The following is a 13495-nucleotide window of genomic DNA, read 5'->3' on the forward strand; positions in this document are numbered from 1 at the left end:
GTTCCACGGTTTGGGTGTTTTATTAGGATAAAAATCGGTCGCAAGTATGGAGAAAGCGGGGGGTCATTGCAACGCGCCATGACCTGGGTCAATGCTTTCCAAAGCTGATTCTGCGGCCTTTCCATGTTCCGTGTAGGGACAAAAATGGCCCACGGCAAAAAGTCGCAACGAAGGAACGAGGCGAGGGGGTCAGGTCGGTTGTAACGGGGTGTGTTCAAACACAGCGTTCGGGTGATGCCAGGCAACTGTCGCAACAGCCGGTATTCACCAGCCTTTGCGGCCTTTTTGACGAACGATTGTCGAACGCATCGGGTCGGGTCGACCTGAAACCGGCAGTCGCCAGTGCACGCAAAGGCAAGCTTAGACCCGATTCAGGGGAACCGAAAGAAAGACTATGGGAGGGTGCGACAATGCGTCGCGCAGGGACAGGGAGCAGCCGCATCCAGATGAATGCGGCTGTTTAACGGTCAAGATTTATTCGCTTTTGTGTTCAGCTTGCAGGCGCTCGGCACCGGCTGTGTGGGACAGGCTGTAGACGTAGGCGGCAAGCAGTTGCACCTTGTCATTGCCCAGCAACTCATTCTGCGCCGGCATGTGACCCTGGCGACCATGGCGAATGGTCTGCTGCAACTGTGCCAGGCTGGTGCCGTAGATGAAGCCGGCCGGTTGCGTCAGGTTCGGCGCGCCCATGGCTTCGGTTCCCTGGCCGTTGGCGCCGTGGCAGGCGACACAGGTGGTGCTGAAGGCCTGCTGGCCGGCTTGCAGGTCGGCACCGTTGTCCGCCGGCAGAGGCAGGCCGGCCAAGTCATGGCGTACGTACGCGGCCACGTTCTTGACCCCGGCCTCTCCCAGCACCTCGCCCCAGGCCGGCATTGCCGCGATGCGGCCGCCCATGATGGTGGTCTTGATGGTGTCGGCAGTGCCGCCCCAGCGCCAGTTGCTGTCGGCCAGGTTGGGGAAGCCGAAGGCACCCTTGGCGTCCGAGCCGTGGCAGACCGAGCAGTTGGAGGCGAACAGGCGGCCACCCATCTTCAAGGCCTGTGGGTCCTTGGCCACTTCTTCCACGGGCATGGCGGCGAACTTGGCGAAGATCGGCCCGAACTTGGCGTCGGCCTTGGCCATTTCCTTTTCCCATTCATGGACGCCGGTCCAGCCGTTCTCGTAACCTGGCAGGATGCCTTTCCAGTTGCCCAGGCCCGGATAGAGGACCAGGTAGCCGACGGAAAACACCAGGGTGCCGGCGAACAACAGGAACCACCACTGCGGCAGCGGGTTGTCGTACTCCTCGATGCCGTCGAAGCTGTGGCCCATGGTCTGGTCGACGCTGCCCTTGGTCTCGCCCTTGCGCGTGCCGATCAGCAGCCACGTCAGGCCGATGAGGCTGCCGATGGTCAGCACGCAGATCCACGTACTCCAGAAGGTGGTCATGGCCGGGTACTCCTTGTTGCAGGGTCTTGGGGGGTGGCAATGTCGGCAGGTGGTTCGTCGGCGAACGGCAGCAGGCGCGCTTCGGCGAACTCTGGACGACGTTTGCTGCTGAATACCCACAGGGTCAGGCCAATGAAGGCCACGAACACCACGACCGTGCCCAGGCCGCGGATCATTCCAGTACTCATTTCAAGAACCATGGCTCACCTCTTGCTCTTGATGGCAGTGCCGAGCACTTGCAGGTAGGCCACCAGCGCGTCCATTTCGGTCTTGCCCTTGAGCGAGGCCACGCTGCCGCTGATGTCGTCGTCGGTGTACGGCACGCCCAGGGTGCGCATGGCGCGTAGCTTGCCTTCGGTGTGGCTGCTGTCCACCGCATGGGTCACCAGCCACGGGTAGGCCGGCATTTTCGACTCGGGCACCACGTTGCGCGGGTTGTACAAGTGGGCGCGGTGCCAATCATCGGAGTAGCGCGCGCCGACCCGTGCCAGGTCCGGCCCGGTGCGCTTGGAGCCCCACAGGAATGGATGGTCCCAGACGCTTTCGCCGGCGACGGAGTAGTGGCCGTAGCGCTCGGTCTCGGCGCGGAACGGACGGATCATCTGCGAGTGGCAGCCGACGCAGCCTTCACGGATGTAGATGTCACGGCCTTCCAGCTGCAGGGCGGTGTAGGGCTTCATGCCGTCCACCGGTTTATTGGTCACGTCCTGGAAGAACAGCGGCACGATCTGGGTCAGGCCGCCAATGCTCACGGCCAGGACCATCAGCAGCATCAGCAGGCCGACGTTTTTTTCGATTGTTTCGTGTTTCATGGTGGACTCCTCAGGCCATCTGCGCGGCAGCGGCAGCTTCGGCAGGCTGGTAGGCCCGCACGGTGCGCCAGGTGTTGTAGGCCATCAGCAGCATGCCGAGGAGGAAGATCGCCCCGCCTGCCAGCCGCACGACGAAGCCAGGGTGGCTGGCCACCAAGGTTTCGACGAAGGAGTAGGTGAGGGTGCCGTCCTCGTTTACCGCACGCCACATCAGGCCCTGAGCGATGCCGTTGACCCACATCGAGGCGATGTACAGCACGGTGCCGATGGTCGCGAGCCAGAAGTGCGCGTTGATCAGGCCGATGCTGTGCATCTGTGGCCGTCCGAAGACTTTCGGGATCATGTGGTACAGCGCACCGATGGAAATCATTGCCACCCAGCCGAGCGCGCCGGCATGGACGTGGCCGATGGTCCAGTCGGTGTAGTGGGAGAGGGCGTTGACGGTCTTGATCGCCATCATCGGACCTTCGAAGGTCGACATGCCGTAGAACGCCAGGGACACCACCAGGAACCGCAGGATCGGGTCGCTGCGCAACTTATGCCAGGCCCCCGACAGGGTCATCATGCCGTTGATCATGCCGCCCCAACTTGGCGCCAGCAGGATCAGCGACATCACCATGCCCAGCGACTGCGCCCAATCCGGCAGCGCGGTGTAGTGCAGGTGGTGCGGACCGGCCCAGATGTACAGGGTGATCAGCGCCCAGAAGTGCACGATGGACAGGCGATAGGAATACACCGGACGCTCGGCCTGCTTCGGCACGAAGTAGTACATCATCCCCAGGAAGCCTGCGGTGAGGAAGAAGCCCACGGCGTTGTGGCCATACCACCATTGCACCATCGCATCCGTGGCCCCGGCGTACACCGAGTAGGACTTGGTGAGGCTCACCGGCAGCTCCAGGTTGTTGACGATGTGCAGGATCGCCACGGTCAGGATGAACCCGCCGAAGAACCAGTTACCGACGTAGATGTGCTTGGTATTGCGCTTGGCCACAGTGCCGAAGAACACGATGGCGTAGGCGACCCAGACAATGGTGATCAGGATGTCGATCGGCCATTCCAGCTCAGCGTATTCCTTGGAACTGGTGTAGCCCAGTGGCAGGCTGATAGCCGCCAGCAGGATCACCAGTTGCCAGCCCCAGAAGCAGAACGCGGCGATTTTCGGCGCGAACAGCTGTGTCTGGCAGGTGCGTTGCACCGAATAGAACGAACTCGCAAACAACGCACACCCGCCGAAGGCAAAGATCACTGCGTTGGTGTGCAGTGGGCGCAGGCGGCCGAAGCTGGTCCATGGCAAATCGAAGTTGAGTTGTGGCCAGACCAATTGGGCTGCGAGAAAAACCCCGAGCCCCATGCCGACGATGCCCCACACCACCGTCATAATGGCGAATTGGCGGACCACCTTGTAGTTGTAGGCGGTACTGATAGAAGTGTTCATGGTTCCCCATCCACGGTTCAGCCGAAGTGAGCGCCTGCGCAAGGCAGTGCGGCGTTCTTCGCCTGGAGTTATAGGCAGACTAAAAGCGAGGTAAGCATGGACAAACAGCACAAGGCCAGTATTGACGGGGATCAATGGGCGCGGTGCCTGGAGCAAAACGGCTGGCTGTGGACAGCCGGGCAATCGATCGCCAGCGCCAAGGCGCCAACCCTGATCCTGGCCCATGGTGCCGGTGCGCCAATGGACAGTGGATTTATGGAGGAAATGGCCGCGCGCCTTGCCGCACAGGGCATCAACGTGTTGCGCTTCGAATTTCCCTACATGGCCCAGCGGCGCCAGGATGGGGGTAAACGGCCACCCAACCCGGCCCCCAAGCTGCTGGAATGCTGGCGTGAGGTGTACGCCACGGTGCGGCCTTATGTCACTGGGCGGCTGGCGGTGGGGGGCAAATCCATGGGGGGGCGCATGGCGAGCCTGCTGGCCGATGAACTGGAAGCTGATGCCCTGGTGTGCCTGGGATATCCCTTCTACGCGGTGGGCAAACCGGAGAAGCCGCGGGTCGAGCACCTGGCGGAATTGAAGACGCGGACCTTGATCGTCCAGGGCGAGCGCGATGCGTTGGGCAATCGTGAAGCGGTGCGGGGCTATGACCTGTCAGCGAGCATCGAGGTGATGTGGCTGGTGGCGGGGGATCATGACCTGAAGCCGTTGAAGGCTTCGGGATTTAGTCATGAGCAGCACCTGGAGGCTGCTGCGCAGGGAGTGGCCGGGTTCCTGTCTCAAGATTGATGCTGCCAGTCATGACCTCTTCGCGAGCAAGCTCGCACACTGGATTTGCGGCGTTCACAAGCCCCTGTGGGAGCGAGCCTGCTCGCGAAGGCGGGTTACGCGACGCTATTTTTTAAAATGGTAAGAAAAAACCCTGAAGCTTTCGCTGTCCGGGTTTTTTGCTCAATCCGACATCTATCAGCGGTTAAACCGCTCCACCAACGAGTACTGCGTGTTGGCCGTACGGGTCAGTTCTTCGCTCAGCAGCGCCGAGCTGTGGGCCTGGCCAGAGGTCTGGTCGGCCAGTTCCGAGATATTGCTGATGTTGCGGCTGATCTCCTCGGCCACTGAGCTTTGCTCCTCGGTGGCGGCGGCGATCTGGGTGGTCATGTCGGTGATGTGGGCCACCGCTTCGCTGATCCCCACCAGCGCCTTGTCCGCTTCCATGACCCGTGCCACGCCTTCTTCGGCCTGGCGATGGCCAGCGTCCATGGTCTGCACGGCGTTGGTGGCGGTCTGCTGGAGCTTGGCGATCAGGGCGTGGATCTGCCCGGTGGATTCGCTGGTGCGTTGTGCCAGTTGCCGCACTTCGTCCGCCACCACGGCAAAGCCGCGACCCATCTCACCGGCGCGGGCCGCTTCGATGGCGGCGTTGAGGGCCAGCAGGTTGGTTTGGTCAGCGATGCCTTTGATCACGTCTACCACGCCACCGATCTCGTCGCTGTCCTTGGCCAGTTGGGTCACGGTGTGGCCGGTTTCACCGACCACCACCGACAGGCGCTCGATGGCTTCGCGGGTTTCGCCAGCGATGTCGCGGCCGCGGCTGGTCAGGCGATTGGCTTCCTGGGTGGCGTCGGCGGTGCGCTGCACGTGGCTGGCGACTTCCTGGGTCGTTGCCGCCATCTGGTTGACGGCAGTGGCGACCTGTTCGGTTTCCACCCGCTGGCGCTCCAGGCCGCTGGAGCTGTCATGGGCCAGGGTGTTGGACTGGCGAGCCTGGTCGTTAAGGTGTTCGGCAGTGTCCTGCAGACGGGTCAGGCAGGTTTTCAGGCGCGCTTCCTGACTGAGAATCGACATCTCCAGGCGTGCCTGGGCGCCGCGGCTGTCGGTATACATCCGGGCGATCAGCGGGTCGGACGTGGTTTGCTCGGCCAGGCGCAGCAGGCGCTTGATCCCGCGTTGCTGCCATTGCAAGCCCAACAGCCCCAGCGGCACCGACAACAGGGCGGCCAGGGCAAAGCCCCAGGAGGAATCCAGGAAAGCGCCGACGATGAAACTCAACTGGCTGACCAGGATAAACGGTAGCCAGTCCTGCAGTACGGGCACCCATTTGTCGCTGCCCGGAACGGCGGACTTGCCTTGGTTGAGGCGTTGATAAAGCGCTTCGGCGCGGGCGATCTGTTCGGCGGAGGGTTTGACCCGTACCGACTCGTAGCCGATCACCTGATTGCCCTCGAACACGGGCGTGACATAGGCGTTGACCCAGTAATGGTCGCCGTTCTTGCTGCGATTCTTGACGATGCCCATCCATGGCAAGCCTTGTTTCAGCGTGCCCCACATGTGCGCGAACACCGCGGATGGGACGTCGGGATGGCGCACGAGATTGTGCGGTGAACGAATCAGTTCTTCCTTCGAATACCCGCTGATGTCAACGAACGCGTCGTTGCAGTAGGTAATTACGCCCTTGGCGTCGGTGGTCGAAATCAATCGTTGCTGGGCCGGGAAGGTCCTTTCGCGTTGTGTGACGGGTTGGTTGTTACGCATGATGTGTCGATCCGCAAGGCTCTGAAAGGCTATGAAAGGTTGTCGGCGCTATCAGGTTTTAATTGAGGTTATTTTTGCCTGTCGCTATCACGCTAGCATCGGATAGGTAAATAGGGCGAAATGAAGCAGGTTGAGGAGAAAGTGCGTGGCAATCGCCGCGCCCAGTCCGCCAAAACGATACGCCAGGCCATAACCGACCCCCGCCAGTCCCGACAGCAGCACCCATTGCCAACCTGCGCCAGCGTGTACCAGGCCGAACAGCAGTGAGGCCAGGAGCAGTGCCAGATTGTCGCCGTGGGCCAAATGTTTGAAGCGCCGACTCAGGCCTCCCTGAATGTAGCCACGAAACAGCGCTTCCTCCACGAGCGTCACCAATAAAAGATTATTGAACACCCACAACCAGGCGTGATCCGGCCACTTTGGCGCCCAGTGGATCATGCCCAGCAGCACGGCCCCGCCGAGGGCCAGCACCGCACTCAACGCCAGGCCCAATGCCGTGGCCTGGGCCGACAGGCGCAACGGGCGCCGACCGATGATCCAGGGGCAGGCCAGCAACAGCCAGAAGCCGATCAGCGGCTTGTCCTGGTTGAGGTACATGGCAAACGGCGCGGCGTCGTCGGTCAAGCGTTGCGCCGCAATCACCCGCCCGTTGAAGAAGCCAGGCATCCAGTGCAGGGCCAACGCCAGGGCCATGATCAGGAACAGGGCGTGCCCGAGAAACTGGCCTACCGGCGTTTGCTGTTGGCGAACCGCATACCCGGCAAACAGCAATAGCGCGACCGAGATGACAGCCGTCCAGGTCAAATGGCCGTAGACCAGCGCCAGACCGTAGCCTGTGGAGAGGAGGGCCAGGTGAAGCCAGGGTAAAGCGGGCATACAACATCCTTTTAGCGGAAGAGCTCGGGGCGAGAGCGGCCGTTGGGGCTTCGACGCCACCGTGTCGCGCAAAGGGCACATTTGTGTCCATGCAGGCTCATGCGCAGGAGGGGCAAGCCGTTGGCGGACTCTGCTCCGTGAGTGCCGGCGGGATTATAGGCGGGCCCCTATAAAAACAGCGCCTAATAAATAACTGGCAATAACTTACCGAACCTGTGGGAGCGAGCAGGCTCGCTCCCACAGGTATTTGTCCAGGCTTGTATTCGCCATAGAGGCGGTTTTTTTCAAGCGGCAATCAATTGCCGCAACACATAGTGAAGGATCCCGCCGGCCTTGAAATATTCCACTTCATTCAAGGTATCGATCCGGCATAGCACTTCAATTCGCTCCTGGCTGCCGTCCTCGCGGGTAATGATCAGGGGCAGGTTCATGCGCGGCGTCAGTTCGACGTTATTGAGTCCCAGGATCTCCAGGGTTTCCTTGCCCGTGAGGTTCAGGTTCTTGCGGTTACGGTCGAGCTTGAACTGCAACGGCAGCACGCCCATGCCCACCAGGTTGGAGCGATGGATGCGCTCGAAGCTTTCGGCGATCACCGCCTTGACCCCCAGCAGGTTCGTGCCCTTGGCTGCCCAGTCCCGGCTCGACCCGGTGCCATATTCCTGGCCGGCGATCACCACCAGTGGTGTGCCCGCAGCCTGGTACAGCATGGCCGCGTCGTAGATCGGCATTCGTTCGCCACTGGGAATGTAGATCGTGTTGCCGCCCTCTTCGCCGTCGAGCATTTCGTTGCGAATGCGGATATTGGCGAAGGTGCCGCGCATCATCACCTGATGGTTGCCGCGCCTGGAGCCGTAGGAGTTGAAGTCTCGCGGTTCCACACCCTGTTCGCGCAGGTAGCGACCGGCCGGGCTGTCCGTCTTGATGTTGCCGGCCGGGGAGATGTGGTCGGTGGTCACCGAGTCTCCGAGCAGGGCCAGGATCCGGGCGCCTTCGACGTTCTTGACGGTCGGTGGCGGGCCGTCGATGTCGTCGAAGAACGGCGGGTGCTGGATATAGGTCGAGTCGTCCTGCCAGACGTAAGTCGCCGCTTGCGGCACTTCGATGGCCTGCCATTGCTCGTCACCGGCAAACACCGCGGCGTATTCCTTGTGGAACATGCTGGTGTTGACCTGGGCCACAGCGGCGGCCACTTCCTGGCTGCTGGGCCAGATGTCCCGCAGGTACACCGGCTTGCCGTCCCGATCATTGCCCAGTGGCTCGCTGCTGATATCGATGCGCACGGTGCCGGCCAGGGCATAGGCGACCACCAACGGCGGCGAGGCCAACCAGTTGGTTTTCACCAGCGGGTGCACCCGACCTTCGAAGTTGCGGTTGCCCGACAATACCGAGGCTACCGTCAGGTCGGCTTTCTGGATGGCTTTTTCGATCGGTTCCGGCAACGGTCCGGAGTTGCCGATGCAAGTGGTGCAACCATAGCCCACCAAGTCGAAACCGAGTTTATCCAGGTATTCGGTCAGGCCGGCTGCCTTGTAGTAGTCGGTGACCACCTTGGAGCCCGGCGCCAGGGAACTCTTGACCCAGGGCTTGCGGACCAGGCCTTTTTCCACGGCTTTTTTGGCCAGCAGCCCGGCGGCCATCATCACACTGGGGTTGGAGGTGTTGGTGCACGAGGTGATCGCTGCAATCACCACCGCGCCGTTTTTCAGGCGATGGGTGTGGCCTTCGAATTCGTATTCGGCTTCGCCCACCTGATCGGCATTGCCCACTGCGACGCCACCGCCGCCTTCACTTTCCAGGCGACTTTCTTCTTTGCTGGTGGGTTTGACCTGCAACCCCAGGAAGTCGCTGAAAGCCTGGCCGACATTCGGCAGCGAGACCCGGTCCTGCGGGCGTTTTGGTCCGGCGAGGCTGGCTTCGACGCTGCCCATGTCCAGCTCCAGGGTGTCGGTGAACACCGGTTCCTGGCCGGGCAAGCGCCAGAGGCCTTGGGCCTTGCAATAGGCCTCCACCAATTTCACCGTTTCCGTAGGGCGTCCCGACAGGCGCAAGTAGTCCAGGGTCACATCGTCCACCGGGAAGAAGCCGCAGGTGGCGCCGTATTCCGGGGCCATGTTGGCGATGGTAGCGCGGTCGGCCAGGGGCAGGTCGGCAAGACCATCACCATAGAACTCGACGAACTTGCCCACCACCCCTTTCTTGCGCAGCATCTGCGTGACGGTCAGCACCAGGTCGGTGGCGGTGATGCCTTCGCGCAGCTTGCCGACGAGTTTGAAGCCGATGACCTCGGGAATCAGCATCGACACTGGCTGGCCGAGCATGGCGGCTTCCGCTTCGATCCCGCCGACGCCCCAGCCCAGTACGCCGAGGCCGTTGATCATGGTGGTGTGGGAGTCGGTGCCCACCAGGGTGTCCGGGAAGGCGTAGGTGCGACCGTCTTCTTCTTTGGTCCACACGGTGCGGCCCAGGTATTCGAGGTTGACCTGATGGCAGATCCCAGTGCCCGGCGGCACCACGCTGAAGTTGTCGAAAGCGCTCTGGCCCCAACGCAGGAAGGCGTAGCGTTCGCCGTTGCGGTGCATTTCGATGTCGACGTTCTGCTCGAACGCCTGGCTGCTGGCGAATTTGTCCACCATCACCGAGTGGTCGATCACCAGGTCCACCGGCGACAGCGGGTTGATCCGCTGGGGATCGCCGCCGGCCTTTTCCACGGCGGCACGCATGGCGGCCAGGTCGACCACGGCGGGGACGCCAGTGAAGTCTTGCATCAACACCCGGGCGGGGCGGTATTGAATCTCGCGGTCGGAACGGCGCTCCTTGAGCCACCCGGCCAGGGCCTGGAGGTCGGTGCCGGTGACGGTTTTTTCATCTTCCCAGCGCAGCAGGTTTTCCAGCAGTACCTTCAACGACATCGGCAGTTTGTCCAGATCGCCCAGGCTTCGGGCGGCATCCGGCAGGCTGAAGTAGTGGTAGGTCCTGGTGTCGACTTGCAGTGTCTTAAGGGTTTTCAGGCTATCGAGGGATGGCATTGAAATCACTCCTTTGAGTCCGCACGGCTACGGACTGACGGAACGGACAGAGCCTTTAACCTAGCCCTGTTTTGAGCGTATGACTAATCACTGGACTCTATGGGCAGGTTCGCGGTTCCGAACTCCGCTATCATGCGGCGGTTTTCGTGACAGGCTTTGCTACGGAGTTTCAATGAACACGCTTTTCATGCACTGCCGGCCGGGCTTCGAAGGCGAGGTCTGTTCCGAGATCGCCGAGCACGCGGCCCGCCTCAACGTGGCCGGCTATGCCAAGGCCAAACCGGCCAGTGCCTGCGCTGAATTTGTCTGCACCGAAGACGATGGTGCCGAGCGGCTGATGGGCGGCCAGCGTTTCGCCGAACTGATTTTTCCGCGCCAGTGGGCGCGCGGCACCTTCATCGATTTGCCGGAAACCGATCGCATCAGCGTCATCCTGGCCCACATGGCCGCTTTCCCGACCTGTGGCAGCCTGTGGCTGGAAGTGGTGGATACCAACGACGGCAAGGAACTGTCGAACTTCTGCAAAAAGTTCGAAGGCCCCTTGCGCAAGGCGCTGATTGGCGCCGGCAAACTGGTGGACGACCCGCGCAAGCCGCGCCTGCTGCTGACCTTCAAGAGTGGCCGCGAAGTGTTCCTGGGCCTGGCCGAATCCGGTAATTCGGCGATGTGGCCCATGGGCATTCCCCGCCTGAAGTTTCCCCGGGAAGCGCCGAGCCGTTCCACCCTCAAGCTTGAAGAGGCCTGGCACCATTTCATTCCCCGGGACCAGTGGGACGAGCGCCTGCACAGCGACATGACCGGCGTGGACCTCGGTGCCGCGCCGGGTGGCTGGACCTGGCAACTGGTCAACCGGGGCATGCTGGTGACCGCCATCGACAATGGCCCGATGGCCGAAAGCCTGATGGACACCGGCCTGGTGCAGCATCTGATGGCAGACGGCTTCACGTTCAAGCCCAAGCAGCCGGTGGACTGGATGGTCTGCGATATTGTCGAGAAACCGGCCCGCAACGCGGCAATGCTGGAAGAGTGGATTGGCGAAGGGCATTGCCGCGAGGCCGTGGTCAACCTCAAGCTGCCGATGAAACAGCGTTATGCCGAGGTCAAACGCCTGCTCGAACGCATCGCCGAGGGTTTCAAGGCTCGGGGGATCAAGGTCGAGATCGGTTGCAAGCAGCTGTACCACGACCGCGAGGAAGTGACGTGCCATCTGCGGCGGTTGGATACCAAGAAGCCGAAGTCCCGCTGAAGCATGTAGCGAGCTTTTGTGGCGAGGGAGCTTGCTCCCGCTGGGCGGTGTAGGAGCTGGCGAAGCCTGCGATCTTTTGATCTTTCACTTGGAACTCAAGCGCCAATGGAAAGATCGCAGCCTCGCTTCGCTCGACAGCTCCTACAGCGCAGCCGAGTGGGAGCAAGCTCCCTCGCCACAGGGGTGATGCACCTCTGTTAAGCGCGCCGACATTGCGCGACAATGCCGGCCAGTTTCAGGAGTAGAACATGAGTGACATGAACGATACGCCGGTGGACGGCACGCTGGATGCCACCGGTCTCAATTGCCCGGAGCCGGTGATGATGCTGCACCAGCACATCCGCGACCTAGCCCCCGGTGGGTTGCTGAAAGTGATCGCCACCGACCCCTCGACTCGCCGTGATATCCCCAAGTTTTGCGTGTTCCTGGACCACGAACTGGTGGCCCAGCAGGAGGAAGCGGGCACTTATCTCTACTGGATTCGCAAGAAACTTGCTTAATCCGTCGAGCGGCTGAGGCGGATCTGCTTGCGCGCGCTGCGTGCCAGGCGGATCGATAGCATCAGCGCCGCGCAACTCAAACCCACGATCAGGCCTTGCCACAATCCGCTCGGGCCGCTGGCGGTACCGAGCCAGTCGGTCAGGCCCAAGGTGTAACCCACCGGCAGGCCGATGCCCCAATAGGCGAACAGGGTCAGGATCATCGTCACCCGGGTGTCCTGGAAGCCGCGCAACGCGCCTGCCGCCGTGACCTGGATCGCATCGGAAAACTGGAACAGCGCCGCGTAGACGATCAGCATCGAAGCTACTTCGATCACCACCGGGTCGGCGGTATAGATCGCCGCGATAGGCCCGCGCAGCGCCAACATCAGGCTCGCCGACAGACAGGCGTACGCCAGGGCCGTGGCCATGCCCACCCCAGCAGCGAAGCGCGCTTCGCGAGGCTGACGACGGCCCAGGGCCTGGCCGACCCGCACCGTGACGGCCATGCCCAGGGAGTAGGGGATCATGAACACCAGGGAACTGAAGTTCAGCGCGATCTGGTGTCCGGCCACCACCGTGGCACCAAGGCTGCCGATCAGCAGTGCGATCACCGCGAAAATACTCGACTCGGCGAACACCGCAATGCCAATCGGCAGGCCGATGCCCAGCAGGCGCTTGATGACCGCCCATTGCGGCCAGTCGAAACGGCTGAACAACTGGCTCGACTGATAGGCCGGTGCCCACCGGGCCCAACCGGCCATGCCCAGGGCCATGACCCACATGACGATGGCCGTAGCCCAGCCGCAACCGACGCCGCCCATGGCGGGCACGCCTAGGTGCCCATAGATGAAGATGTAATTGAGCGGAATGTTCAGCGCCAGGCCGCACAGCCCCAGCACCATCGCCGGCCGTGTGCGCCCCAGGCCGTCACTGAAGCAGCGCAGGACGTGATACAGCGCTACGGCCGGAAGGCCCGTGCCGATGCCTTGCAGGTATTCCATGCATGGGCCAATCAATTCAGGATCCACATTCATGATATGCAGGATCGGTTCGGCGCTGAGCAGCGCCAGCGTCGCGATCAACCCCACCACCAATGCCAACCACAGCGCCTGGCGCACCAGCGGCCCGATCTCGTCGAACGTAGCGGCACCGAAACGCTGGGCAACTTTCGGCGTTGTCGCTAGCAATGTGCCGGTCATCAACAGGAACACCGGCACCCAGATCGAGTTGCCCAGGGCCACGGCCGCAAGGTCCCGTGGGCCGACCCGGCCGGCCATGACTGCATCGACGAACCCCATGGCGGTGGTTGCCAGTTGCGCCACCATGATCGGCAGGGCCAGGGCCAGCAAAGTCTTGAGTTCCAGGCGAACCCGGGCCGGGCGGGATAGGGGGGTGTCGATGACAGGATTCACGGGGCAAGCGTCCGAAAAGGTTAAGCGCAAGGCGGCGAATTCTACGCCTTGACGCAGTGGTCAGGAAAAAACCTGTGTTGTGGATTTGTAATCGCTTTTTCAGTGTTCGAGCACCGGTGGGAGCAAGGCTTGCCCGCGATGAAGATGATGCGGTCTCCCTAGGAGCCGAGGCGCCTGCATTGCGAGCAATGCTTTGCTCCCACATAAATCCCCTTGCCACAACATCATGCGCTCCGGGTAATGCAC

The 13495-nt window shown here is 62.0% G+C and carries 11 protein-coding genes; 3 read left to right on the forward strand and 8 right to left on the reverse strand.

Features of this window, described 5'->3' with window-relative positions; translation table 11 throughout:
• Window positions 1-474: 474 nt before the first annotated feature.
• From ccoP to ccoN, 4 genes are read right to left on the reverse strand one after another with little or no spacing between them, the layout of a single operon-like run.
• A complete protein-coding gene (ccoP, locus tag AACY42_RS04200) occupies window positions 475-1428 on the reverse strand; it encodes a cytochrome-c oxidase, cbb3-type subunit III (RefSeq protein ID WP_339476817.1) in 954 nt (317 codons plus the stop codon).
• A complete protein-coding gene (locus tag AACY42_RS04205; protein WP_058544618.1) occupies window positions 1425-1628 on the reverse strand; it encodes a cbb3-type cytochrome oxidase subunit 3 in 204 nt (67 codons plus the stop codon). The genes ccoP and AACY42_RS04205 overlap by 4 nt, the downstream gene beginning before the upstream one ends.
• A 3-nt stretch (window positions 1629-1631) precedes the next feature.
• Entirely contained in the window at window positions 1632-2240 is a 609-nt protein-coding gene (ccoO, locus tag AACY42_RS04210) for a cytochrome-c oxidase, cbb3-type subunit II (RefSeq protein WP_339476822.1), read from the reverse strand.
• A gap of 10 nt (window positions 2241-2250) precedes the next feature.
• Entirely contained in the window at window positions 2251-3675 is a 1425-nt protein-coding gene (gene ccoN, locus AACY42_RS04215; protein WP_339476824.1) for a cytochrome-c oxidase, cbb3-type subunit I, read from the reverse strand.
• A gap of 96 nt (window positions 3676-3771) precedes the next feature.
• Between ccoN and AACY42_RS04220 the strand changes: the two genes are divergently transcribed.
• Entirely contained in the window at window positions 3772-4464 is a 693-nt protein-coding gene (locus AACY42_RS04220) for an alpha/beta family hydrolase (RefSeq protein ID WP_339476826.1), read from the forward strand.
• A 177-nt stretch (window positions 4465-4641) separates the two neighbouring features.
• Here the strand turns inward: AACY42_RS04220 and AACY42_RS04225 are convergent, their stop codons facing one another.
• The 3 genes from AACY42_RS04225 to acnA form a co-directional block, all read right to left on the reverse strand.
• On the reverse strand, window positions 4642-6207 hold the full coding sequence (locus AACY42_RS04225; protein ID WP_339476828.1) for a methyl-accepting chemotaxis protein: 1566 nt from the start codon (window positions 6205-6207) through the stop codon (window positions 4642-4644).
• Window positions 6208-6294: 87 nt separating this feature from the next.
• Window positions 6295-7083, reverse strand: coding sequence for a CPBP family intramembrane glutamic endopeptidase (locus AACY42_RS04230; protein WP_339476830.1), 789 nt, complete (start codon window positions 7081-7083; stop codon window positions 6295-6297).
• Between the two features lie 284 nt (window positions 7084-7367).
• The gene (acnA, locus tag AACY42_RS04235; protein WP_339476831.1) at window positions 7368-10109 is read right to left on the reverse strand and encodes an aconitate hydratase AcnA; all 2742 of its coding nucleotides are present in this window, start codon (window positions 10107-10109) and stop codon (window positions 7368-7370) included.
• 172 nt (window positions 10110-10281) lie between these two features.
• On the opposite strand from acnA, the gene rlmM reads away from it, so the two are divergent.
• Window positions 10282-11355 carry a 23S rRNA (cytidine(2498)-2'-O)-methyltransferase RlmM gene (rlmM, locus tag AACY42_RS04240; RefSeq protein WP_339476832.1) on the forward strand — a complete coding sequence of 358 codons (1074 nt, stop codon included), beginning with the start codon at window positions 10282-10284 and terminating at the stop codon, window positions 11353-11355.
• Window positions 11356-11603: 248 nt separating this feature from the next.
• Complete coding sequence (tusA, locus tag AACY42_RS04245) at window positions 11604-11855, forward strand: sulfurtransferase TusA (protein WP_339476835.1); 252 nt, start codon at window positions 11604-11606, stop codon at window positions 11853-11855.
• Here the strand turns inward: tusA and AACY42_RS04250 are convergent.
• Window positions 11852-13249: an MATE family efflux transporter gene (locus tag AACY42_RS04250; protein WP_339476837.1), complete on the reverse strand. Its 1398-nt coding sequence runs from the start codon at window positions 13247-13249 to the stop codon at window positions 11852-11854. The genes tusA and AACY42_RS04250 overlap by 4 nt on opposite strands.
• Between the last annotated feature and the right edge of the window lie 246 nt (window positions 13250-13495).

This window comes from Pseudomonas sp. RL_5y_Pfl2_73, assembly GCF_963970515.1.
Taxonomy (GTDB): Bacteria; Pseudomonadota; Gammaproteobacteria; order Pseudomonadales; family Pseudomonadaceae; genus Aquipseudomonas.